Below are 25,791 nucleotides of genomic sequence, written 5' to 3' on the forward strand. Positions count from 1 at the left end.
CAGAAGGAAACATAATTTTGTTTTACCTCAGAAATGAGAATAAAACAAAAAGCCTGTTATTTAGAAGTAGGCTTACAGTCCCACATCTGAATAACAGGCTTTTTACATTAGGTTCTGAAGGTTAACCTATGCCACCGTTAACGCAAGCGATTTGAATCGCGTACCAGTTTTTCATCCCGACGAATAAATCGATTAGCCAATGCATTGAAAACAAGCGAAGCAATAATTGCGTAAAAACCGATTAAAAACTCACCCTGAGAACTAGGATCGCCATAAGCTTTACCAACGTAAAGCGTCCGATACAGTATAATCCCCATAATCGCTGTTAGCATTAATGCATTAGCTGCACACAAAGCGGTCTGAGTCAATCGATTACGGTATTGAAAGATGGCATACAGCGACGTCAAGGCTACCAAACTAATTAATAAAGCTAAGTACCAGATTGTGTTTGCATAGGTCGTAACTCCCTCCTGCTGACTATATTGCAGGGCTGTTAAATGTGCCATTTCTGGCGATTTTGGTCCGGCTTTTTCCCAAATAGGCGTTGATAAGGCGACACCCATAGCTACGGCAATAAGAAACAAAAATATTGTCTGAACGCGTTGAATCATTGTTTTTAATGGATAATGAAAACTGCTACCAGATTAGGAAGTCGTATATATTTTATTCGCCTGTTCCCTCATCCAGTAAACTCAGGGCAAAAATAGCCCAAAAACTCATAGTTTATGAATGCAGATGTTCGTCTCATAGTTACAGCCGACGGTTCGCATACCGCTATCAACCAAATTCTGGATAAAACCTACCACTCAATACATGGCGCGTATCAGGAATCCCAACGAGTATATATCGAATTGGGCCTACTGGCCGCTTTCGAGAAATTCAAGGATGCTGAACTACACGTTTTTGAGATGGGCTTCGGCACGGGGTTAAACGCATTATTGACTGCTCATGAAGCTATTAAACACCAGCGTCGGGTGTTCTACACAGCAATTGAAGCCTATCCGATGTATCTTGACGATGCGCACCAACTCAATTATGATGAACAACTCGGGACTAATTATCTGAAAAGCTTACATGAATCGCCCTGGAATCAGCCTGTCGTTATTAACCCATATTTTACGATTACTAAGCTAAACGGTCATTTGCAGGATTATACGCCTACCGAGCCATTTCACCTGATCTATTATGATGCTTTTGCGCCCACCGCGCAACCGGAACTCTGGACGGCTGAAATCTTCGAGAAAATAGCGCGTTTATTGCTCCCAAATGGCATATTGACTACGTATTGTTCAAAGAGTTATGTGCAAAAAAATCTGCGCTCGGCTGGCCTGATTGTTGAAAAACATCCCGGCCCTCCGCACAAGCGCGATATTCTACGAGCCCTAAAACCTGCCATTTAATCAACAAATGCGATTTTATCGCTAATTTTATTGTCTGCCGTACGTTACTATCTAAAACAACAACTTGTATGAACCGTCTGATTCTGTTTTTCGCTGCTTTTGTTTTGCTGACAATCAGCGCGTTCCGAACGACGCTCCCAGTAGGGCCATCAGCCGTCGCAACCGGTACACCGGAACGCACTAAACCTGCCGAGGGAAAACATATTAAATGGCTGACCATTCAGGAAGCCTATGTTCTTACCCAAAAGAAGCCTAAGAAATTTGTTGTCGACGTCTATACTGACTGGTGTGGCTGGTGTAAAGTAATGGATCGGGAGACATTTTCAAAGCCCGCCATTGTCGATTATGTCAATGAGAATTACTATGCCGTTCGATTCAATGCCGAACAAACAGCCGATGTAACGCTGGGAAAGCAGACGTTTAAATACATCAGCGGAGGTAGCCGAGGAGTACATGAATTGGCAGCTGCCTTGCTCAAAAATCAAATGAGCTATCCAACGACGGTGTTTCTGGATGAGAAATTCAATCTGATCCAACCGATTGCGGGTTATCTGGAGCCACGGACATTCCACCAGATTATTACGTATTTCGGAAATGATTACCATCAGAAAGAGCCTTTCGATAAATATAAAGCTGGCACATATACCCGGGATTATCAAGCCTCGCTGGCCGGGAAGTAAGCATTAATTCTAACCATAACGCGGGTAGAAATCTACGCTCAGTAGTTCTAATAATATAGCTACTGACTGACGTAGGTTTCTACCCGCGTTTGTATTTTTGCAACCTTAACTCAGTTTTTCTTACCATGAATAAGCACTTAGCTTATAGCTTCATCGCAGTACTTATCATTAGTCTGGCGGCAGCCATCGCTCCGCGGAAATTCATCGACCCGCAAAATATGGATATGTCCGTAAAGCCGGGCGACAATTTTTATCAATATGCTAATGGCAACTGGCTTCGTCAGAATACAATCCCAGCGTCAAAAACCTCGTGGGGTAGCTTTAACGAGTTACAGCAAAAATCCATTGATGCCATAAAGTTGCTGCTCGAAGATGCGGCAAAAACCACAACCAAAGGGCGTTTATACCAAATGGTTGGTGATTTTTATACTAGTGGCATGGATAGCCTGACGATTGAAAAACGTGGCTTTGATCCGATCAAACCCGATCTGGCACGAATCGACAAGGTAAATACGAAGATGGCCTTTCTGGATGAACTGGCTTATCAACGAACGCAGGGCAACGGGATGCTCTTCGGTTTTGGCATTACCCAAGATCGTAAAAATGTTACGAATTATTTGCCGCAATTCAGCCAGGGTGGTACAACGCTTCCCGACCGAGATTACTACCTAAAAACTGATGCCCGAAGCGTTAAAATTCGGGATGCCTATCGCGATCATCTGACCAAAATGATGGCCTTGATTGGTGAAGAACCAACCCAGGCTTCGCAGGACGCCGACATTATTATACGTGTCGAAACAGCGTTGGCAAAAGCGCAAATGGCTCGTGTTGAAATGCGTGACCCTTACAAAACGTATAATAAACTGACCGTTGCCAAATTCAGTCAATTAACACCGGGTATTAATTGGGCGGATCAACTGACGAAATATGGCGTCAAAGCACAGGATACGGTATTAGTCCAAAGTCCCGCTTTTTTCCGGTCGCTCGATAGTTTGGTAGCAGCCACACCTATTGAAGAATGGCGCACTTATATCCGCTGGAACATTTTGAAAGGTTCAGCTCCTTATTTAAGCGATGCATTTGTCAAGCAGAATTTTGCCTTCTCAAAAGTCCTGACGGGACAAAAAGAACAAACTCCTCGTTGGCAACGTGTCGGTAGACTAATTGATGGTTCGCTCGGTGATTTGCTTGGACAGCTCTACGTTCAGAAGTACTTCAAGGCGGAAGCTAAACAACGCATGCTTACGTTGATAGATAACCTGGAGGCTTCCTATAAAGAGCACATCAAAAATCTTGACTGGATGAGTGAGGAGACCAAAAAGAAAGCATTGGTAAAGCTATTGGCCTTCAAACGTAAAATCGCGTATCCTGATAAATGGAAGAGCTATGATGGCGTTGTGGTTGCTCAAAACGATTTCTATAGTAACGTAAAATCGGTGGAGAAGTGGCAATACAACTACATGATTAACCGCTTAGGGAAACCAGTTGACAAAACCGAGTGGGGAATGACGCCACCGACTGTAAATGCATACTACAGCCCGGTCAATAACGAAATTGCTTTCCCAGCCGCTATCCTACAATTCCCATTTTTCGATTTTGAGGCTGATGATGCGGTTAATTACGGGGGCATTGGCGCCGTAATTGGTCACGAAATGACGCACGGATTCGATGATTCAGGACGCCAATATGATTCAGACGGAACGCTTCGGGATTGGTGGACAAAAACGGATGCCGAAAATTTCAAAAAGCGTGCTGATCAAGTAAAAGAGCAGTTTTTCGGCTTCAAAGTTCTCGACTCGATTAAAGTAAACGGACAATTAACCCTGGGCGAAAACCTGGCTGATTTAGGTGGTCTAGCGATCGCTTACGATGCGTTCAAAAAGACAACGCAGGGCCAATCGAAAGGTAAGAAAAGTTTGATTGACGGCTTTACGCCTGACCAACGGTTTTTCCTGTCGTGGGCACAAGTTTGGCGGATTAATGTCCTCCCGGAAACGCAGGCTCAGCTGATTATGACTGATCCACACGCACCCGGCCTTTATCGATGTAATGGTCCGCTCTCGAATATTAATGCATGGTATCAGGCATTTAACGTTCAACCCGGCGATAAAATGTACAAAAAGCCTGAAGACCGCATTAAGGTTTGGTAAGTTGATTGGCCTTCAAGTTCCTATTTGTCAATATACTTCATACTTCCAGAACAGGTAGGAACTTGAAGGCTAAAACTTTACTCGCTGAACCCTTAACCTTTCTACTATGACTCGTTTACACTGGTGCATTAGTTGCCTAGTGCTTCTAGCGGTAGCCTGCCAGACAAAACCGAAGCAGGAAGCTGAAACACCTACGACTTCAGGTACACAAGTTCATGAAGATAGTCTCCTGGCTCTGGCAACTCGTCCTGGCCCCGATGCCCCTCGTTCAGCGGCTGATCGGTTAGTTCGCGCACTCTATTTTGAACACAACAAAACCGAAAATCCGCTACGCGAAACGAAGGATCGAACACTCGTCGATCAATTTTTTGCGAAGCCAACTGCCGATATTATCTGGTCAGATGCGCAGAAATCCTCTCCTAAAGTCAATCGGTCTAAAGTGAATCTGCTCTATAATTCGGCAGATGCTGCGATCAAAAAAACCTGGGTGGAAGCCGCAGCTATTGGCGGGTCGAAATCAGTCGTTTATGTTACGTTTTTGAATAACAACAAACCCGAAGATGTTCGGGTTGAACTGGATCAGATAACAGGAAATCGCTGGCGAATCACGGATATAATTTATCCAGATAAGAAGCGACTGACCGAATTGTTAAAATGATCTCTCCTGATCGTATAAATTATTTTTAGAGCATTTGTTGACAACACGGCAAAAACGTGTAATTTTGCAACTCCAAACCGGAAACGGGGCGGAAAATGTTCTTTAACAGAGATTTTTTGGGGAGTTTCCAGAGTGGCCAAATGGATCAGACTGTAAATCTGCTGGCGTACGCCTTCGGAGGTTCGAATCCTCCACTCCCCACAAAAAAAGTCGCAAGTTGACAGTCAGTAGTCAATAGTATTTTGCTCAACAGCTTACTATCGTCTTAAGACTAACGACTATTGACTTCTTTTTTGCGGAAGTAGCTCAATTGGTAGAGCGATAGCCTTCCAAGCTATAGGTTGCGGGTTCGAGACCCGTCTTCCGCTCAATGAAGTTTGCAGTTTACTATTTTGGTCAAATGCTTTCGGGCAACTACAAACAGTAAACTGAAAACTTTTTTGCCGTTATAGCTCAGCGGTAGAGCACTTCCTTGGTAAGGAAGAGGTCCGGGGTTCAAGTCCCCGTAACGGCTCAAGGCTTCCATCGTGAAGTCTTTTTGAGTTTTTGAGTTTAAGCCCAAATGGCGTCAGACCTCAAACGGAATGATTTCGCTGGGTTTAAGGTTAGTTCAGCGAGTTCATTCAATAACAAACAACAGTTCACAATAGCGTTTTAAAAACATGGCAAAAGAGAATTTTGACCGCTCGAAACCGCACGTAAACATCGGTACGATTGGTCACGTTGACCACGGTAAAACGACGCTGACGGCTGCCATTACGAAAGTGCTGGCCGAAAAGGGTCTGGCCGCAGTACGGGATTTCTCATCGATCGACAACGCTCCAGAAGAAAAAGAGCGCGGTATCACAATCAATACATCGCACGTTGAATATGCAACGGCGAATCGTCACTATGCACACGTTGACTGCCCAGGTCACGCCGACTATGTGAAAAACATGGTAACAGGTGCTGCGCAGATGGACGGCGCTATCCTTGTGGTAGCAGCAACTGACGGACCAATGCCACAGACTCGTGAGCACATCCTGCTTGCTCGTCAGGTAGGTGTACCTCAGCTTGTTGTGTTCATGAACAAAGTGGACATGGTTGACGATCCTGAGCTGCTCGAACTCGTTGAGATGGAAATCCGCGAACTGTTGAGCTTCTACAATTTCGACGGTGATAATATCCCAGTTATTCAAGGTTCGGCTCTTGGTGGTCTGAACGGCGATGCTAAATGGGTAGCTACCATCGAAGATTTGATGCAGAATGTAGATGATTTCATCCCACTGCCTCCACGTCAAACGGATCTTCCGTTCCTGATGCCAGTAGAGGACGTATTCTCGATCACAGGTCGTGGTACGGTTGCTACTGGTCGTATCGAACGGGGTGTTATCAACTCGGGTGATCCAGTTGAAATCCTGGGTATGGGTGCTGAAAACCTGAAATCAGTTGTAACGGGTGTTGAAATGTTCCGGAAAATTCTGGACCGTGGTGAAGCCGGTGACAACGTAGGTCTGCTGCTCCGCGGTATTGAAAAAACCGATATCCGTCGTGGTATGGTTATTTGCAAACCAGGTTCGGTTAAGCCTCACTCGAAATTCAAAGCTGAGGTTTATGTACTGTCGAAAGAAGAAGGTGGTCGTCATACCCCATTCTTCAATAAGTACCGTCCTCAGTTCTATTTCCGCACCACCGACGTAACGGGCGAAATCATGCTGCCTGCTAATGTTGAGATGGTAATGCCAGGCGATAACATCACGATTGATGTAACGCTGATCAACAAGATCGCTATGGAAAAAGGTCTTCGTTTCGCTATCCGCGAAGGTGGCCGTACCGTAGGAGCTGGTCAGGTAACGGAAATCCTCGACTAAGAGTAAGCAATTATAAACAAGTGCATTTCTTAACGGGAATGCACTTGTTTTTTAAGATTTTTTCGTACTTTTGCAGTCCGAAAAACAAATCAACAGTCGTAAGTCATTAGCCAATAGTGATTTTTGACTAACATACACGGGTGTAGTTCAAGGGTAGAATAGCGGTCTCCAAAACCGTTGATGGGAGTTCGAATCTCTCCACCCGTGCCAATCCTTACAAAGCATGGATAAGTTTATTTCGTTTCTGAAAGCCTCTTGGGAGGAAGTTCAGCACAACGTAACCTGGCCTAAATTCAGTGATCTGCAAGCTAGTTCAACACTGGTACTCGTAGCGTCGCTGATTTTTGCGCTACTGGTAGGGTTAATTGATTTAGTATTTGAGAACGGACTGAATGCATTTTATCAGTCGTTTTAAACTGACTTACAATACATGAGCGGCATACAATGGTACGTCATTCGGGCGGTGTCGGGTCAGGAGAAGAAAATCAAATCCTACCTTGACAATGAAATTATCCGGCAAAAACTGGATGAAATAATTCCGCAGGTACTTATTCCAGCGGAAAAGGTGTATGAAATGCGTAACGGTAAGAAACGCGTTCGGGAAAAGTCTTTTTTTCCAGGCTACATCCTTATTTCGGCCGATTTGGGTAATAACCGCGCGCTTGATATGATCCTGAACATGCCGGGTGTATTAGGATTTTTAGGCAATTCGCAGGTTGGTACAACATCGAAGGTTCCTGTACCCCTACGCCAAGCCGAGGTTAACCGCATCTTGGGCAAAGTAAGCGAGGAAGAAACGCAGGAAGTTTCTGCTCCAACTGCATCCTACCTTAAAGGTGAAAATGTAAAAGTAGTCGATGGCCCATTTGGTGGATTTATCGGCACAGTAGAAGAAGTATTCGACGACCGGAAGAAATTGAACGTCGTTGTTAAAATATTTGGCCGGAATACTCCGGTAGAACTCAGTTACGCACAAGTAGAAAAGGAAAGCTAGTTAGTAAAATTAGTCTTCCGTGATACGGCATTCTATGCTTCCCTCAGAGGATGACCTATCAAAACCAGTTGATTTGCTGCGAACGGTGTGCGGATTGGTTATGTGACTAACCGATTAAGAACCTAAGTAGTAGCGAGGCCGCACGAGCGGTCGTAACTCAATTACCACAATGGCAAAAGAAGTAGGTGGCTACGTTAAGCTGCAAGTCAAAGGCGGGCAGGCCAACCCCTCACCTCCGATCGGTCCAGCGCTGGGTTCCAAGGGTTTGAATATCATGGAATTCTGCAAGCAGTTCAATGGACGGACGCAGGATAAAATGGGTATGGTATTGCCAGTTTTGATTACGTATTACAAGGATAAGTCCTTTGATTTTGTGATCAAAACGCCACCCGCACCGATTCTGCTGATGGAAGCGGCTAAGCTGAAAGGCGGATCTGCTCAACCAAACCGCAAAAAAGTCGGCTCGGTAACCTGGGATCAAGTTCGGACCATCGCGGAAACAAAGATGCCCGATTTGAACGCCTTTACGGTTGAGTCGGCAATGAAGCAGGTGGCCGGTACGGCCCGCAGCATGGGTATCACGGTGACAGGCGCATCGCCTTTTGAGAATTAATTAGACTTGCCGAAGCAAAAAAAGACATGGCTAAGTTAACGAAAAAACAAAAAGAAGCTCAATCGAAATACGATGCTTCTAAAGAATACTCGCTCCAACAGGCAGCTGAGATTCTGAAGGAGATTTCGTATACGAAATTTGACGCTTCTGTGGATATTGACGTTCGGTTAGGCGTTGATCCGCGTAAAGCCGACCAGATGGTTCGTGGTGTTGCTACGCTTCCTCATGGTACAGGTAAGACGGTTCGCGTTCTGGTGCTTTGCACCCCGGACAAGGAGAACGAAGCGAAAGAAGCTGGTGCTGATTTCGTGGGTCTGGACGATTATATCCAGAAGATCGAACAAGGCTGGACGGACGTTGACGTGATTATCACGATGCCGAACGTTATGGCTAAAGTTGGTCGTTTGGGTAAAGTGCTGGGACCACGCGGTTTGATGCCGAACCCAAAATCGGGTACGGTAACGCCGGAAGTTGGCAAAGCTGTTCGTGAGGTGAAAGCTGGTAAAATCGACTTTAAAGTTGATAAGCAGGGAGCGATTCACACGAGCATTGGTAAAGTATCGTTTACGCCAGAAAAACTGGCCGAAAACGCACAGGAAATCATTAGCACCTTATTGAAACTGAAGCCTTCGTCGGCTAAAGGAACCTACGTAAAGGCGATCAATATTTCGAGCACGATGAGTCCTGGAGTAACGATTGATAAAGGCACAGTAGCTGGAGTTTAAGCCATGAAACGCGAAGAAAAAGGAGCAATTATTGAGGAATTGGCTGAAAAGTTTCAGACCATTCCCTTCTTCTACATCACGGAAGCTAATGGCATGACGGTTGCTGAAGTCAATACATTACGTCGGATGTGTTTTGAACGGGGCATTGAGTACAAAGTGGTGAAGAACAGCTTCATCAAAAAAGCACTCGAACCCCTTGAAACGGATTATACACCGTTCAACGAAACGGTGCTACATGGTCAATCGGCGGTGATGTTTCACCCCGAAAATGGCAAAGCACCTGCACAGCTTATCAAAGAGTTCCGTAAAACGAACAAGAAGCTGGAATTGAAGGCTGCTTCAATCGATTACAGCCTGTTTATTGGTGCAGATCAACTTGAAACGCTCATCGCACTGAAGAGCAAGGAAGAGTTAATCGGCGAAATTATTGGCCTGCTGCAATCACCTGCGAAAAACGTCATCTCGGCGTTGCAAAGTGGTGGCAACAAACTGGCCGGTATCCTCAAAACGCTGTCGGAGCGCGAGGAAGCAGCTTAATTTTTCCGGCATCTATTTTTCAATATTGTATCACAATCAAATTAAGAAAATACTACAATGGCAGATTTGAAAGCGTTCGCTGAGCAGCTTGTAGGCCTAACGGTTAAAGAAGTTAACGAACTGGCTGCTATCCTGAAGGATGAATACGGAATTGAGCCAGCTGCTGCTGCTCCCGTAATGGTAGCTGGTGGTGCTGCAGGTGGTGGCGATGCTGCTCCAGCGGTTGCAGAGAAAACATCGTTTGATGTTATCCTGAAGTCGGCTGGTGCTGCTAAACTAGCTGTAGTGAAACTGGTTAAAGACCTGACCGGTCTTGGCCTGAAAGAAGCTAAAGAACTAGTTGACACGGCTCCGAAACCAGTGAAAGAAGGCGTTGCAAAAGACGAAGCTGAAGCACTGCGGAAACAACTTGAAGAAGCTGGTGCTGAAGTAGAAGTTAAGTAAGCAACTGCTCATTCGCATAGAACTCCAGACAGGGGAGGCCAGGTCAACATCTGGTCTTTTCCTGTTTGGAGCTATTTTTGTCTAAAGCTATTGCAAAAGACAAACTTATTTTTAGCCCTTTATGTTACCAATTAACGCCCCAAGGGTTGGGTGACACCCGGGGAGTACTGACTTACGAGGTATGATTTACGAATTATGATTAATAATAAGGTATTAGCAACAAATCGTAATTCGCAAATCAAAAATCGTAAATCAATTTACGTGCCGTAGCAAATCTCCGCAACGCACTTAGTAAGAATCGGTTACGCACTAAACGAATCACAATCTTGGCGACAAACGCGAAAATCAGTACACGCAAAAATTTTGCGACGATTCAGCCAGTGATCGGATATCCAGATTTTCTGGACATCCAAGTAAAATCCTTCAAAGATTTTTTCCAGCTTGACACTCCTTCTAACCAACGGTCGGAAGAAGGGTTGTTCAAGGTATTCCAGGAAAATTTCCCGATTTCTGACTCCCGCGAGAATTTCAAGCTGGAGTTTATCGATTACTCAGTTGATCCACCGAAATACTCAGTTGATGAGTCGATCGATCGGGGACTAACGTATTCGGTACCCTTGAAGGCCAAACTGCGCTTATCAAACAACGATCCTGACAACGAGGATTTTGAAACGATTGAGCAGGAGGTATTTCTAGGAAATATTCCATACATGACCGAAAAAGGCTCGTTCGTCATTAACGGAGCTGAACGGGTAATTGTTTCTCAGTTACACCGCTCACCGGGCGTGTTCTTCTCAATGAGCAAGCACACGAACGGAACCAAGCTTTATTCGGCTCGAATTATCCCGTTCAAAGGCTCATGGATTGAGTTCTCGACGGACGTTAACAATGTCATGTATGCATACATCGACCGGAAAAAGAAATTCCCGGTAACGACGCTGCTACGTGCCATTGGATTTGGTTCGGATAAAGACATTCTGGATTTATTCGGTCTGTCGGAAGAAATGCCGGCAACTCCTGCCAATCTGAAAAAGGCTATCGGCCGTCGGTTAGCGGCTCGGGTACTTCGCACCTGGACGGAAGATTTCGTGGATGAAGATACAGGTGAAGTTGTATCGATCAGCCGGAACGAGGTTCTCCTTGAGCGAGATTCGGCCATCACGGCGGACGATATTGATGTAATTACGGAATCGGGTCAGACCTCGGTTATCCTGCATAAGGAGGACATGAACATGGCCGATTACAACATTATTTATAATACGCTGCAAAAAGATAGCTCGAACTCTGAAAAAGAGGCTGTTGAGCAAATCTACCGCCAGCTTCGGAATGCCGATGCGCCTGATGAACAAACCGCTCGCGAAATTATTCAGAGCCTGTTCTTCTCAGACAAACGGTATGACTTAGGTGATGTAGGACGTTACCGGATCAACAAAAAACTGCAACTCGACATTTCGTCCGAAATGCGGGTACTGACCACGGAAGATATTGTATCGATCGTGAAGTATCTGATCGGGCTGATCAACTCGAAAGCTGTTGTCGATGATATTGACCACCTGAGCAACCGACGTGTTCGGACAGTTGGTGAGCAATTGTACGCTCAGTTTGGTGTTGGTTTGGCGCGGATGGCGCGGACGATTAAAGAACGGATGAACGTACGGGACAACGAGGATTTCAAACCCGTTGACCTGATCAACGCTCGTACGCTATCGTCGGTGATCAACTCGTTCTTCGGTACGAACCAGCTATCGCAGTTCATGGACCAAACCAACCCGCTGGCCGAGGTGACGCATAAGCGTCGGATGTCGGCACTGGGACCTGGTGGTCTGTCGCGGGAGCGGGCAGGTTTTGAGGTTCGTGACGTACACTATACGCACTACGGTCGTTTGTGTACCATCGAAACGCCTGAAGGTCCGAACATTGGTCTTATTTCGTCGCTTTGTGTCTATGCTAAAATCAATAGCATGGGCTTCATTGAAACGCCATACCGGATTATTGAAAACGGTAAGGTGGCGATGGATAAGCCTGTTCAGTATCTGACAGCTGAAGAAGAAGATACCCATTACATTGCTCAGGCAAATGCGGGTGTTGATGCCAAAGGAAATTTCCACGTTGATCGACTGAAAGCTCGTTTCGAAGGTGACTTCCCAATGGCTGAGCCAAGCAACGTAACGTTCATGGATATTGCTCCGAACCAGATTGTATCGGTGGCCGCTTCCATGATTCCGTTCTTGGAACATGACGATGCTAACCGTGCCCTGATGGGTTCGAACATGCAACGTCAGGCAGTACCACTTCTTCGTCCTGAAGCCCCAATTGTAGGCACAGGTCTGGAAGGACGAGTTGCTGTTGACTCTCGTACGCTGGTTATTGCTGAAGCAGACGGTGTTATCGAATTCGTTGATTCGACCAAAATCGTTGTTAAATACGATCTGGCCGATGAAGAATTGGCCGTTTCGTTCGACGATGATCGGAAGACGTATAACCTGATCAAGTTCCGTCGTACGAACCAGGATACCTGTATCAACTTGAAGCCTACTGTACTGAAAGGTCAGAAGGTGAAAAAGGGTGATGTGCTTTGCGAAGGTTATGCAACACAGGCAGGAGAGCTGGCGCTCGGACGTAACATGAAAGTGGCGTTCATGCCATGGCAGGGTTACAACTTCGAGGATGCTATCGTAATTTCAGAGCGGGTGGTTCGGGAAGATATTTTCACCTCGATTCACATCGAAGAGTTCGAATTGGAAGTTCGTGATACGAAACGTGGGGAAGAAGAATTAACGTCTGAAATCCCGAACGTATCAGAAGAAACCGTTCGTAATCTGGATGAAAATGGTATTGTTCGCGTCGGTACGGAAGTTAAAGAAGGTGATATTCTGATTGGTAAGATTACGCCAAAAGGCGAAAGCGATCCGACTCCGGAAGAAAAACTTCTCCGCGCTATCTTCGGTGATAAAGCCGGTGACGTGAAAGATGCGTCGAAGAAAGCACCACCATCCCTGAAAGGTGTGGTTATCGACACCAAACTGTTTGCTCGCCCAGCGAAAGAAGAGCGTGGTAAGCATAAGGATGAAGTAAAAGCACTGATGAAAAAATACAGCCGCGAGTTAACTGACTTCCGCGCTCGTATGATTGAAAAAACAGTGACGTTACTGGAAGGCAAAACCAGCGCTGGTGCTAAACACAAATTCGGTGACGAGATTGTTAGCAAAGGCGTGAAGTTCAACCGGAAAAACATCACCGATAACCTGTTCCCCGATAAGAACGCGTATCGTGATGAAAGCGGTTATGCCGTACCGGAAGAAGCTAACCTTCTGGCCGACATGAACTTAAACGATTGGACAGACGATCCGAAACTAAACGAGATGGTTGTTGCACTAGTGAAAAACTACAACAATCGTCGGAGTGAGATCACAGGTCGGTTCAAGCGCGAACGGTTTACGCTCGAAGTTGGTGACGAATTGCCTGCAGGTATCGTGAAATTGGCGAAAGTATATATCGCGAAGAAGCGTAAGCTGAAAGTGGGTGATAAAATGGCTGGTCGTCACGGTAACAAAGGGGTTGTTGCCCGGATTGTTCGTGATGAAGACATGCCATTCCTTGAGGACGGAACGAAAGTAGATATCGTTCTGAACCCGCTGGGCGTACCTTCCCGGATGAACCTTGGTCAGATTTACGAAACCGTATTGGCCTGGGCTGGTCAGAAGTTGGATCGCAAATACGCAACGCCAATTTTCGACGGAGCAACCGAACAGCAGGTAGCTGACGAATTGAATGCAGCAGGTCTGCCTTCATTCGGTCGGACGTATCTCTACAATGGTCTGACTGGTGAGCGTTTCGATCAACCTGTTACGGTCGGTATCATTTACATGCTCAAACTGGGGCACTTAGTAGACGATAAAATGCACGCCCGTTCGATTGGACCCTACTCGCTCATTACGCAGCAGCCGCTGGGTGGTAAAGCCCAGTTCGGTGGTCAGCGATTCGGTGAGATGGAAGTGTGGGCGTTGGAAGCTTTCGGAGCGTCGAACATCCTGCAGGAAATCCTGACCGTTAAATCGGATGACGTCGTTGGCCGTGCGAAGGCATACGAGGCTATTGTGAAAGGTGAAAACCTGCCGAAGCCGAATATTCCAGAGTCGTTCAACGTACTTGTCCACGAATTGCGTGGTCTTGCCCTTGAAATTACATTAGAGTAACTAGTCAATAGTCGTCAGTCGATAGTGGCAGCGAAAGCTACAATTGACTGATGACTGACGACAGATTTTAACCTATAATCTCCAACCAATGTCGTTCAAAAAGAACAAAAAACTCAACAGCGACTTTGCCAGTGTGACGATCAGCCTGGCATCGCCGGAGTCTATTTTGGAGAGTTCCTACGGCGAAGTGACACAGCCGGAAACGATCAATTACCGGACCTACAAACCCGAAATGGGCGGCTTGTTCTGCGAGCGCATTTTCGGACCTGTGAAGGACTGGGAGTGTCATTGCGGTAAATATAAGCGGATTCGTTACAAAGGCATTATCTGCGACCGTTGCGGTGTGGAAGTGACTGAGAAAAAGGTTCGCCGGGAGCGTATGGGCCACATCGAACTGGTGGTGCCTGTTGCGCATATCTGGTATTTCCGCAGTTTGCCAAACAAAATCGGATACCTTCTTGGCCTTTCGACCAAGAAATTGGATCAGGTGATTTACTACGAACGCTACGTAGTTGTTCAGCCTGGTGTAAAGGCCGAAGACGGTATCAATCAACTCGATTTCCTAACGGAAGACGAGTACTTAGACATCATCGACAAACTGCCAAGCAGCAACCAGCACCTCGACGATAAAGACCCAAACAAATTCATCGCTAAGATGGGGGCTGAAGCGTTAGAGATGTTATTGTCGCGTCTGGCTTTAGATGAATTGTCTTACTCGCTTCGTCACTCAGCCGCTACCGATACGTCGCAACAGCGGAAGGCGGAAGCTCTGAAACGTCTGAAAGTAGTAGAAGCATTCCGGGAAGCTAATGGCCACATTGAAAACCGTCCTGAGTGGATGGTGATCAAAATGGTACCAGTTATTCCACCAGAATTGCGTCCGCTTGTCCCTCTGGATGGTGGCCGATTTGCTACGTCTGATTTGAATGACCTGTATCGTCGGGTAATCATTCGGAACAACCGTCTGAAGCGGCTTATCGAAATCAAGGCTCCAGAAGTAATTCTCCGGAACGAAAAGCGGATGTTGCAGGAAGCCGTCGATTCGCTGTTTGATAACTCACGGAAAGTAAATGCCGTTCGTTCGGAAGGTAACCGTGCCCTGAAGTCGTTGTCTGACATGCTGAAGGGTAAACAAGGTCGTTTCCGTCAGAACCTGCTCGGTAAACGTGTTGACTATTCAGGTCGTTCGGTTATCGTCGTAGGTCCCGAATTGAAACTGCACGAATGCGGTCTGCCGAAAGATATGGCGGCTGAATTGTTCAAGCCGTTCGTTATTCGGAAGCTCATCGAGCGGGGTATCGTGAAAACGGTGAAATCGGCGAAGAAAATCGTTGACCGGAAAGATCCAGTGATCTGGGACATTCTGGAAAACGTATTGAAAGGTCACCCTGTTCTGCTGAACCGGGCTCCGACGCTGCATCGTCTTGGTATTCAGGCATTCCAGCCAAAACTGATCGAAGGAAAAGCGATCCAGCTGCACCCACTCGTTTGTACGGCGTTCAACGCTGACTTTGATGGTGACCAAATGGCCGTTCACGTGCCACTGGGCCAGGAAGCTATTTTGGAAGCATCGCTATTGATGCTGGCTTCGCATAACATTCTGAACCCAGCTAACGGTGCGCCAATTACAGTACCATCGCAAGACATGGTATTGGGCCTGTATTACGTGACCAAAGGTCGCAAGAGCACACCTGAATATCCGATCGCAGGTGAAGGTATGACGTTCTATGGTACTGAGGAAGTTGTTATCGCGATTAACGAAGGCAAAGTTTCTAAGCACGCCAACATTAAGTGCCGGGTAAAAGTCCGGGATGAAAGTGGTGAGCTAGTTTGGAAAGTTATTGATACAGTAGCTGGTCGATTGTTGTTCAACCAGGCTGTACCTGAGGAAGTTGGTTATATCAACGAACTGCTGACGAAGAAAAAACTGCAACAAATCATTGCGTTGATCTTCAAAATCTCAGGTGGTGCACGGACAGCTCAATTCCTCGACGAAATCAAAGAACTTGGATTCCAGATGGCGTTTAGGGGCGGTCTTTCCATCGGCTTGAGCGACGTTATGATTCCAGAAGCCAAACAAGGTCTGGTTGAAGAAGCGAAAGCGGAAGTACAAGGCGTTTGGGATAACTACCTGATGGGTCTGATTACGGAGAACGAACGTTACAACCAGGTTATCGATATCTGGACGCGCGTAAACTCTCGTCTGACCGAAACGCTGATGAAGCAACTCGAAGCGGATCAGGGCGGTTTCAACTCGATCTACATGATGATGCACTCGGGAGCTCGTGGATCGCGTGAGCAGATTCGTCAGTTGGGCGGTATGCGGGGTCTGATGGCTAAGCCACAGAAAAATCTACAAGGCTCTGTTGGTGAGATCATTGAAAACCCAATTCTGTCAAACTTCAAAGAAGGTCTCGACGTATTGGAGTACTTCATCTCGACGCACGGTGCTCGGAAAGGTCTGGCTGATACGGCTCTGAAAACGGCCGATGCTGGTTACCTAACCCGCCGTCTGCACGACGTTGCGCAGGACGTAATCATCAGCGAAGATGATTGTGGTACCCTCCGTGGTCTGCAAGTATCGGCGCTGAAAGATAATGAAGACATCGTTGAGCCACTTTCGGAACGGATTCTTGGCCGTACAACGGTTCACGACATCTACGATCCGCTCTCGAAAGAACTGATTATTGGTTCGGGTGATCTGATCACGGAAGAAGTGGCTGCTCAAATCGACGAAACCAGCATTGAAACGGTTGAAATCCGTTCGGTACTGACCTGCGAATCGCGTCAGGGTGTTTGCGCCAAATGTTATGGCCGTAACCTGGCATCAGGTCGCATGGTCGATATCGGTGAGGCTGTGGGCGTAATTGCTTCGCAATCAATCGGTGAACCAGGTACACAGCTTACACTTCGTACGTTCCACGTCGGTGGTACAGCTTCGAACATCGCTGTTGATGCCTCGATCAAAGCGAAATTCGACGGATTGATCGAACTGGAAGAGATGCGGACGGTTGAATCGGAAGATGCCGAAGGCAATCCTCAAACGGTTGTTATGGGTCGTTCGGGCGAAGTTCGGATTGTTAATCCGGACGATCGTAATCAGGTTCTGATCAGCAATAACGTACCTTACGGTGCATTCCTGCGGGTGAAAGAAGGTGATATTGTAAAGAAGGGCGATGACATTTGCGCATGGGATCCTTACAACGCCGTTATCCTTTCTGAGCTGACTGGTACGCTGACCTTCGACGCGATTGAAGATGGTATTACTTATCGTGAAGAGTTCGACGAACAGACGGGCTTCCAGGAAATGGTAATCATCGAAAGCCGCGATAAAGCGAAAAACCCAGCGATTGTCGTTCAGGGTACAACAACTCTGACACTGCACTTACCTGATAATGATGGAGGTCCGCTACAGAAGAGCTACAACTTACCAGTTGGTTCTCGTCTGGTTGTGAAAGCTGGTCAGAAAATCAAGGCTGGTCAACCGCTGGCGAAAATTCCTCGTAACGTTGGTAAAACCCGCGACATCACGGGTGGTCTGCCACGGGTAACGGAATTGTTCGAAGCGCGTAACCCATCCAACCCGGCTGTTGTGAGTGAAATCGACGGTGTTGTTACGTATGGTACTATCAAACGTGGTAACCGCGAAATCTTCATCGAGTCGAAAGATGGTACGAAGAAGAAGTATTTAGTACCGCTGTCGAAGTTCATCCTTGTACAGGATAACGACTTCGTACGGGCTGGTGCTCCTCTTTCTGACGGTGCCATTACGCCAAGCGACATTTTGGCCATCAAAGGTCCGACTGCCGTTCAGGAGTATCTGGTAAATGAAATTCAGGAAGTTTACCGTCTGCAAGGGGTGAAAATCAATGATAAGCACATCGAAGCCATCGTGCGCCAGATGATGCAGAAAGTTGAAATCATCGACTCAGGCGACACCAACTTCCTTGAAGGTCAGGTCGTTGACAAGTGGTCGTTCCGTGAAGAAAACGACAAAGTACTTGATGCGAAAGTTGTCACAGATGCTGGCGATTCGACCAATTTCAAGCCAGGTATGATTGTTACGAGCCGTCAGCTACGTGACGAGAACTCAAGCCTAAAACGTCGTGATATGGCTCTTGTAGTTGTTCGCGATGCAATGGCAGCGGTTTCTCAACCAACACTGATGGGTATCACACAATCATCCCTCGGTACAGATAGCTTCATTTCGGCGGCTTCCTTCCAGGAAACCACGAAAGTGTTAAGCGAAGCGTCGATTCGTGGTAAGCGTGATACACTCGAAGGCTTGAAAGAGAACGTGATCGTGGGTCACCTGATTCCTGCCGGTACTGGTATTCGTCGTTACCAAAACGCGATTGTCGGTTCGAAAGAGGAGTTGGAAACCATCACCGAGTCACGCGACCAGTTCGCTCGCAGCAAAAAACGGGCAACGGTTTAAACCTCGCTATAGAGTTAAAAATAAAAATGCCCTGGTCATTGCTGACCAGGGCATTTTTATGCATCAATAATTAAAACTACCGCATTAACTCATCAAACGTAATGCTCACATAGTACATCCCGCCAATACGAGCCAGGCCGTATCCTTGGGTGTAATATTGATTGAGTAGATTAGTCCCTCCTATTTTTACCAGTGCTTTATAAGTCGGAACTCGGTAGGACACCTGGCCATCTAAACTCATCCAGGACGGTAACCAGGTATCACCTGCCGTAACACCTTGCTCCCACCAAACTTTGTCTGTCCAGCGATAGGTAAGTGTAGCGCCAATACGATCTGTTAGATGCAAGTTACTTAGGCTAACATTGAAGCGATTTTCGGGGCTATTAAAGTAATTGCGCCCTTTTTGCGCGACTTCAGGATTACTCATTTTGCGCTTCACAATTGGATCGCCCGCATTATCAGCCACAATATTCCCTTCTGCATCTCGAAGGGTTACAGTACCAACCTGATGGGTGAAATTACCGTTCAATGTAAAATTATGCCCTAAGCTATACTCTGCTCCTACTCCCCAGCCATTAACAAAAATTTCATTAAGGCTATTGGAGTTGATTTGTAGTATCCGGTAAGCACCGTTCGTCAAATTGCTAAGCTGTCCGTTTGTAGGTTGGTAGAAATTCTGGGCAGTGATGAAGTTGGTGTATTGGCTATGAAAATAAAAGGCATCAATCGTTATGCGATTCTGTAACAATGTTTTATAACCAACTTCCCACGTTTGCAACTTCTCTGGATTAAAGGTCGTTGGCTTGAAAGCGCGACTTTGCAATTGCGTTTCTGTAATACGTCCGGCAACAAAATCCGCGACATCCGTATCCAGATAAGCCGAATTCGAAAGAAGTCCAGCTGATTCAATGGTCGAGGATAATCCACCTACTGACCCCGACCTACCAGCGATTGGAACAGCAAATAATTGCTCTGGTGTAGGATTATGAAAGGCCGTTTGCCAGGAAACCCGAAAGTTATGAGGACCAATACTAGCTACTGCGGATACGCGAGGAGTTAATTCACCCTTCAGGTATTGATTCTTGTCATACCGAAGCGCGACAGCTGGTTTTATAACAAGGTTCGAGCCTACTTCCAATTCTTTTGACCCTTGGATATAAGCGCCATACTCATTCATCGCATACTCTGATCCATCAGGCTTTAAGGCAAAGACCGTTCCACCTGTATTTAGCCCATAGTGACGAACGCTTCCGCCAACAGTCACTTCGGCCACTCCGACTAAATCCGTCAGGTTGTACATTCCTTCGTAATGCCATAAGGCTGAATTATCGCGAAATCTTGTTCCCATTGCCCCTCTATAGCCGGGCACTGAATCCGTATTATAGGTACTCGAAAATGCGTCACGTACCGCGTCAAATTGCGTAGATCCAGGCAAATAACGTCCTCTGTCGGCGGTAAGGCGAGATAACCCAACACTTACTTTATTCTCTACATAGGCCTGACCAAATTCGGCAGCCCACTGTGCTAGCGATTTCCAGCTATTGTTTATCGCAGTAGCAGTTTGGCCAATGTTCCATGCCTCAGCAATTTGTTGGGTTGTGTAGGCTCGCAGAAAGAAGTTTTCGCCACGTATTTCAGCCTTAATTTGGTGGCGTTGATAAGTAGGAAAATACTCTCGAAAATTCGCTGTACGAATAAAATTGCCGCTCCCATAATACCAGCCTATGGAAGCTTCAATGCCATCAGAGAGTTTGTAATGCAGCGCTATATCAGCCCGATTATTAACGACTTTCCCATTATTCCCGATTAGATCTAACTCGGTATAGCCATTCCGCGTTATTAACTTATTCTGTAATAATAGATTAGCGTAATTATTGGGGAACACATACGAGCTCCCATTGCTACTAATCTCATCGCCATATGTGTTCAGACCATCAAACTCAAAATTGGTATCAGGATTACTATTTCTCACATAGCCGATACGAGTAGCGATATCTCCCCGACTTCTATCGGTATAAAATAGGTTAGAACGGTCACGTGTGAGTCGGTCCCCGTAATCATCGGCAATAAAATCGGTTCCCATGAAACGCTGGAAATTTACCTTCACAGCCAACCGATCGCCAAGTTGTTTGGCATAACGAATCGCTACATCACCGAACGCTTTGGGACCGAAATTCGATTTCCCTACGTTATTAACACCCGCTTTTAATTGTACACTTAACCCCTGATACGTAAATGGATTTTTGCTGTTTGTGTAAAGAAGGCCTTGCACAGCATCAGGACCGTAGAGTGCCGATGAAGCACCCGAAACTAACTCCATACTGGCTACATCCAAATCTGGTATCCCCGCAATATTCCCAAAACCAGCTCCCAAGCCTGGCGAACGATTGTCCATACCGTCATTCAATTGCAGAAATCGGACGTTATTAGGCGCCCCAAAGCCACGTACATTAATCGACTTAGACGTCAAACTCTGCGTAACCAAATCAACACCTTTGACATTCTGAAGCGCATCAAACGGGCTGAAAGCAGGCGATTGCTTAAACTGTCGCCCATCGATTCGCTCGACGGTTATTGATGTCTTTTGAATATCTTCAGGCAAGCGACTAGCTGCTGTCACCACCTCTTCAGTCAGGAGGGCTTCATCAACCATCTTTATATCGATATTCCGAAAGTTATTTCCCCGAACGATTATGTCTCTACGTTGATAGCCAATTGACGAAGCAGTTACAGTGATGGGTAAGTTATTGGTCTGTAAGGTGAATTTCCCATCTGCCTGTGTAGTTGTACCACTAGTTGTTCCTAAAATAATGATGGATACGCCAGCTAATGGTTTGTTCTTTTCGTCCGTAACCGTACCAGCAAGATTGAATTGGGCATAGACTGTAGTACAACCAATCAGCGTAAAAACCGACAAAAGAAAGAATTGTCTCATAAAGTACAGTTGAGAAAGTTATCAGTCAGTTGACTGTATACGAAAAAAATAGCCAGGATCGATATAGTCACTCATCAGTTCTTCACTGAATAAACCGCGGTTCTGCTAAAATTCTGTGCGCTTGCCGTTCGATTAAGGCATATAAATGGGTAAGTAATCAAACTGTTAACTTACCATAAACGTCAACGAATAAACGTCGACTTAGTGGCCGAGGAACACAAAATACGGCCAAAAAGCAAAAGGCTGCTCCCGTCAATATGCTATAACGGAAACAGCCCTTATAAAGTTATAAATCCTATACTCTGGTACTCTATCTACCTTATTCCATCACTTATAGTGACCACAGAAGAAAAACAATCAACTTATAAACTAGAAGTCACAGACTTAGAACGTGTATCGTAGCGTAACTCCATTCGTGCGAGGGTCACCCACAATACCGGCATAATGTCCTGCACTTCCGGGAGCAGCCAGTAACTGTTCGTAATAGTTTGTATTAAACAGGTTTCGGGCCCAGATAAATATTGAAACACCAGTAGAAGCTCTAAAACCTATTCGACCGTTCACCAATGAATAACCATCAATATTTAGATATTGAGAAGGAGATGGACTCGATGAAAACGACGAGCGATAGAAGGCATCCAGACCAAAAAAGTAGTTCCCTTTCCAACTGATAAGCTTTCCTCTAGCCGTTGCTTCGCCCCCTACTGAACCCGACCATTTTGAAATACCAGGTAATACACCACCGGAAATATCCTTAAATGCTTGCTCTCCACCCGTTTCTTCGAGCGGCACTGGAGCATTCTTAAAGGACACGTACTTTCCATCTGTGTAAGCTACCGCTCCGTTCAAGGTTAGATGATTGCCTACTCGTATGTTTCCGTCGACTTCAACACCCACTACACGAACCTTCTCAGCATTAGCCAGATAGCCTCTGTTTACACCTGGCTCTGGAGTTTGCACCTGCGTTTGAAAATCCTTGATGTCTGTATTATAAAAGATTATGTTCAGGACAGAGCTGGGAGATGGTTTGGTTTTCAGACCAATTTCGAAATGTTTTACAAATTCAGGCTTCACTCGGGCCAGATCAAGTAACACTTGCCCATTGGCTGTGGGTAATCCACCAATGTTAATTCCAACGGGTTTGTAGCTTATCGCGAATGTTCCGAAGGCATTTATGGCGCTGCCAGCTCTATATTGCAGGGTAATTTGTCCAGAGAAATTATCTTCTGATACATCCGTGTCAAACGCCTGAGCCGTATAAACACCATTCTTTAAAGCCAGAAGAGCCGGATCTGTCGTTTGTAAGCCACCGTAGGTTTCGCGTTTATAATTAGCTATCTTCTTATCATAGTTGTATCGAATACCGGGTAGAATGTGAAATTTATCCGCCACGGCCCAGTCAACCTGACCGAACACGGCTAACCCAGTACTCTTAATTCTATTGGTGGTCCGAATCCCAAAGTTATCAAACAAGCCAGCTGTTCTCCAGAGCGGACTCGTTGAGCTTTGTGCAAAGCGCCATTGTGCAGAACCTGCTTCTTCGGTCTGTACGGGGTCCGATTGCAAATCCTGCCAAAGGCCAAAGAAACCAACAACGCCACTTAGCCGGGGTGAAATTTTGCCGGCATATCTGATTTCCTGTGACCATTGTTCATGAACTGAATTACCCGACGAAATGGTAAAAACGGGTAAACCAATATAGTCACGATCATTTAGTGGCGTCCATCTCCAATGTCGCCATGCTGTCGTCGAGGTTAACGTGCCGTTTCCGATTTTAATATCTGCATTCAGCGAAACTCCGCCCAGGTTATTGTCTGCTTTTGAAGGCGTATCCAGGTCAACGATCCGATCAAAAGCACTTGAATATGGAAGCTTATAATTTAAATCGGCAATGATCGCATTGAACTGCCGGTAAGCAGCTCGTTTGGTAGGTACAACACCCGCTACAGGCCAACCATAACCGGTCGGTTTTTGCTCAGAGACATCCCCGATAAACGTGATTTTTACGTTATCGGATGGCGTATATAAAAGTTGTGCCCGCACGCCAATGTTGTTGATATCGTTGATTGGGAGCTGGGTATGAACGTTATAAAATGTCCCGTTCCGTTGTGTTCCCGTAAACGAAACTCGCGCAGCCAAGTTCTTGCTTAAAGGCCCCGTAAGCGATCCTTTCGCCTGGATGAATCCATAGTTGCCATAGCTCAATTCAAAACTTCCACTTGGCGTAAAACCGGCAGCACGTGTTGTAATGTTGAAAGCTCCGGCCGTCGTATTTTTTCCGTATAACGTTCCCTGAGGCCCTCGTAACACTTCAACTTGTTCAATATCTATAAAATCAAGGGCAGTAGCTGCCGGACGGGCATAATAAACACCATCGACATAGAACCCAACCCCTGGGTCAATACCATCATTCGTCAACCCGTACGTAGAGCCCAGGCCGCGAATATTAAGCGTTGTATTCCGGGCATTCGATGCATATAACTGAACCGTCGGTACCAACTCTTTCAATCGGTTTACGTTAAATGCACCAGCATCTTCAGCCCGAGTGCCACTTACGATTGAGATTGGAATCGGGACATCCTGCGCTGATTCCTGACGACGTCGGGAGGTGATGACAATATCGGCCAATTGGTTAGCGCCTTCGTCAAGCTTAATTTCTGTATTGTCATCACTGACAATGACTTCTTTGGTTTGATAGCCCAAAAAGGATACTACAACGGTAAACGGAAGTTTTTGGCCGGTTAATAGCTTAAATTGCCCATCCTGGTCTGTAGTACTACCATTAGTTGTTCCTTTAATTAAAACAGTGGCCCCGATCAATATTTCATTCGTACGGGCGTCAACCACTTTTCCTGTTACTGTCGAATTGATAATCGGAGCATTTTGTGCAGATAAAAACAATGGAATTAGTAGTGTCCCTAGTGAAAAAACGGACGTTAAAAATCGCTTCATTCTGAATTGTATTTGGTAGTAATTGTGATTCATGCCTGGTATTCTCCCTATTCTCCCGGTTGTAGATAGACTATTAGTACTTATAGTCTATTGATTTAATAGGTTTTACAAAACAGGCTTTTCTTTTAATTACTTCCAAATGACAGCGTAAAAAACCAGCAGATTAAATTGATTTTCTTAGTCGATAAATACTAAATCCAGCTATAAGTCAAAAATTGTCAGATCGCATTAGTCTTCACAATGTTCGAAATATGAGATGCAACCGAACCGTTTAGACATAAAAAAGCCGGGTAAGAGGCCTAATCCCATTACCCGGCGTCAAAAAATAACCTTCCTACTAGGCGGCCCGGCTACTCTGTGGTCGACGCATAATACTCGAACGTATAGATTGCGCGTTCGCTTCTTCAATGACCTGCTCCGATACCATACCCAAATGATTTGCCCGTTTCAGCACATAATCGAATGGAAGGTTGAAATAATTCGCAACTTCACTACGAAAACTGTCCGGGAATCGTGTCAGGCGCAAACCGAAGAACTTACGTACTTCGGCTTCGGGTAGCATAGCGGCTAATCCTACACGCTCCGCTTCGACCAGTAGCTCTTTACGAACCGGATATAAGTGTTCCAATCCGACAGAAGCGGCCAGAATATTCAGAAACAAATTTTTATACATTGCCGATAATTCGGCAGGCAAAATAACCCAGCCTTGCTCACGAAATTTACCCGAAAATCCTGTTAAACCCTGTTCACCTCGAATTTCACCTGCAATAAATTCGTCTGGAAACTGGAGCCGATCATCGGTTTTGCGTAACCGAAAAACGACCGCTTCAACAGGACTTTTCTGAAATAGTAGATTCTTCGGAATAGCCCGGGTAGCCTCCCATTGATCAGTCATCTGCAGAAACAAACTTTCGTTAACGGGCAGGTTGTCAGGATTGCCAAGGCTAACGAGTATCCGGCGGAAAGCCGCCAGAAAATCAATCTGGAGTTGAGATGGATTTGAGCGTCCTTTTTTCATTCGGATTGAGTTGCTAGGCCTGTTTTTACAATCAATAACTGGCCCATTAGTAAAGTTGTTCGTTGAAAATTGGGGAAGTAAATATACGCAATAACCAGCTGAAAACAAAGGGATAAATTCTATTAAATAACCGTTGTGCAGGGGCTTATGATCAGGCAGAAAGCAGGCAAAAACTAACGGATAAATCTGGTATGACGGGAC

General features: G+C 45.9%; 17 protein-coding genes and 4 tRNA genes. 17 read left to right on the forward strand and 4 right to left on the reverse strand.

The window, feature by feature from the left end; genetic code table 11:
* Window positions 1-137: 137 nt before the first annotated feature.
* The gene (locus ACYVE4_RS15990) at window positions 138-611 is read right to left on the reverse strand and encodes a DUF4293 domain-containing protein (RefSeq protein WP_461041165.1); all 474 of its coding nucleotides are present in this window, start codon (window positions 609-611) and stop codon (window positions 138-140) included.
* Window positions 612-725: 114 nt separating this feature from the next.
* Between ACYVE4_RS15990 and mnmC2 the strand changes: the two genes are divergently transcribed.
* The 17 genes from mnmC2 to rpoC all read left to right on the forward strand — a co-directional run bounded on the left by mnmC2 (window position 726) and on the right by rpoC (window position 18,685).
* On the forward strand, window positions 726-1,400 hold the full coding sequence (gene mnmC2 / locus ACYVE4_RS15995; RefSeq protein WP_461041166.1) for a tRNA (5-methylaminomethyl-2-thiouridine)(34)-methyltransferase MnmC2: 675 nt from the start codon (window positions 726-728) through the stop codon (window positions 1,398-1,400).
* Window positions 1,401-1,468: 68 nt separating this feature from the next.
* Window positions 1,469-2,080 carry a thioredoxin family protein gene (locus tag ACYVE4_RS16000; RefSeq protein WP_461041167.1) on the forward strand — a complete coding sequence of 204 codons (612 nt, stop codon included), beginning with the start codon at window positions 1,469-1,471 and terminating at the stop codon, window positions 2,078-2,080.
* A 125-nt stretch (window positions 2,081-2,205) separates the two neighbouring features.
* On the forward strand, window positions 2,206-4,230 hold the full coding sequence (locus tag ACYVE4_RS16005) for a M13 family metallopeptidase (protein WP_461041168.1): 2,025 nt from the start codon (window positions 2,206-2,208) through the stop codon (window positions 4,228-4,230).
* Between the two features lie 106 nt (window positions 4,231-4,336).
* On the forward strand, window positions 4,337-4,888 hold the full coding sequence (locus tag ACYVE4_RS16010) for a hypothetical protein (protein ID WP_461041169.1): 552 nt from the start codon (window positions 4,337-4,339) through the stop codon (window positions 4,886-4,888).
* A gap of 118 nt (window positions 4,889-5,006) precedes the next feature.
* Window positions 5,007-5,089 (forward strand) — tRNA-Tyr (locus tag ACYVE4_RS16015).
* Window positions 5,090-5,183: 94 nt separating this feature from the next.
* Window positions 5,184-5,256, forward strand: a tRNA-Gly gene (locus tag ACYVE4_RS16020).
* Window positions 5,257-5,330: 74 nt separating this feature from the next.
* Window positions 5,331-5,402, forward strand: a tRNA-Thr gene (locus tag ACYVE4_RS16025).
* Between the two features lie 148 nt (window positions 5,403-5,550).
* Window positions 5,551-6,738: an elongation factor Tu gene (gene tuf, locus ACYVE4_RS16030; protein WP_461041170.1), complete on the forward strand. Its 1,188-nt coding sequence runs from the start codon at window positions 5,551-5,553 to the stop codon at window positions 6,736-6,738.
* Between the two features lie 136 nt (window positions 6,739-6,874).
* A tRNA-Trp gene (locus ACYVE4_RS16035) sits at window positions 6,875-6,948 on the forward strand.
* A gap of 13 nt (window positions 6,949-6,961) precedes the next feature.
* Window positions 6,962-7,153, forward strand: a complete 192-nt coding sequence (gene secE / locus ACYVE4_RS16040; RefSeq protein ID WP_461041172.1) for a preprotein translocase subunit SecE — start codon at window positions 6,962-6,964, stop codon at window positions 7,151-7,153.
* Window positions 7,154-7,168: 15 nt separating this feature from the next.
* On the forward strand, window positions 7,169-7,732 hold the full coding sequence (gene nusG / locus ACYVE4_RS16045; RefSeq protein ID WP_461041173.1) for a transcription termination/antitermination protein NusG: 564 nt from the start codon (window positions 7,169-7,171) through the stop codon (window positions 7,730-7,732).
* Between the two features lie 169 nt (window positions 7,733-7,901).
* Window positions 7,902-8,345 (forward strand): 50S ribosomal protein L11, encoded by a 444-nt coding sequence (rplK, locus tag ACYVE4_RS16050; RefSeq protein ID WP_461041174.1) that lies wholly within the window; start codon window positions 7,902-7,904, stop codon window positions 8,343-8,345.
* A 26-nt stretch (window positions 8,346-8,371) separates the two neighbouring features.
* Window positions 8,372-9,070 (forward strand): 50S ribosomal protein L1, encoded by a 699-nt coding sequence (gene rplA, locus ACYVE4_RS16055; protein ID WP_461041175.1) that lies wholly within the window; start codon window positions 8,372-8,374, stop codon window positions 9,068-9,070.
* 3 nt (window positions 9,071-9,073) lie between these two features.
* Window positions 9,074-9,607, forward strand: a complete 534-nt coding sequence (gene rplJ / locus ACYVE4_RS16060) for a 50S ribosomal protein L10 (protein ID WP_461041176.1) — start codon at window positions 9,074-9,076, stop codon at window positions 9,605-9,607.
* Between the two features lie 57 nt (window positions 9,608-9,664).
* Window positions 9,665-10,051 carry a 50S ribosomal protein L7/L12 gene (gene rplL / locus ACYVE4_RS16065; protein WP_461041177.1) on the forward strand — a complete coding sequence of 129 codons (387 nt, stop codon included), beginning with the start codon at window positions 9,665-9,667 and terminating at the stop codon, window positions 10,049-10,051.
* 326 nt (window positions 10,052-10,377) lie between these two features.
* Window positions 10,378-14,247 carry a DNA-directed RNA polymerase subunit beta gene (gene rpoB, locus ACYVE4_RS16070; RefSeq protein WP_461041179.1) on the forward strand — a complete coding sequence of 1,290 codons (3,870 nt, stop codon included), beginning with the start codon at window positions 10,378-10,380 and terminating at the stop codon, window positions 14,245-14,247.
* A gap of 88 nt (window positions 14,248-14,335) precedes the next feature.
* The gene (gene rpoC / locus ACYVE4_RS16075) at window positions 14,336-18,685 is read left to right on the forward strand and encodes a DNA-directed RNA polymerase subunit beta' (RefSeq protein ID WP_461041180.1); all 4,350 of its coding nucleotides are present in this window, start codon (window positions 14,336-14,338) and stop codon (window positions 18,683-18,685) included.
* 76 nt (window positions 18,686-18,761) lie between these two features.
* On the opposite strand, the gene ACYVE4_RS16080 is transcribed toward rpoC, so the two are convergent.
* The 3 genes from ACYVE4_RS16080 to ACYVE4_RS16090 form a co-directional block, all read right to left on the reverse strand.
* On the reverse strand, window positions 18,762-21,620 hold the full coding sequence (locus tag ACYVE4_RS16080; protein ID WP_461041181.1) for a carboxypeptidase-like regulatory domain-containing protein: 2,859 nt from the start codon (window positions 21,618-21,620) through the stop codon (window positions 18,762-18,764).
* A gap of 384 nt (window positions 21,621-22,004) precedes the next feature.
* Window positions 22,005-24,572: a TonB-dependent receptor gene (locus ACYVE4_RS16085; protein WP_461041182.1), complete on the reverse strand. Its 2,568-nt coding sequence runs from the start codon at window positions 24,570-24,572 to the stop codon at window positions 22,005-22,007.
* Between the two features lie 337 nt (window positions 24,573-24,909).
* Window positions 24,910-25,590: a hypothetical protein gene (locus ACYVE4_RS16090; RefSeq protein WP_461041183.1), complete on the reverse strand. Its 681-nt coding sequence runs from the start codon at window positions 25,588-25,590 to the stop codon at window positions 24,910-24,912.
* Between the last annotated feature and the right edge of the window lie 201 nt (window positions 25,591-25,791).

The organism is Spirosoma harenae, assembly GCF_054776975.1.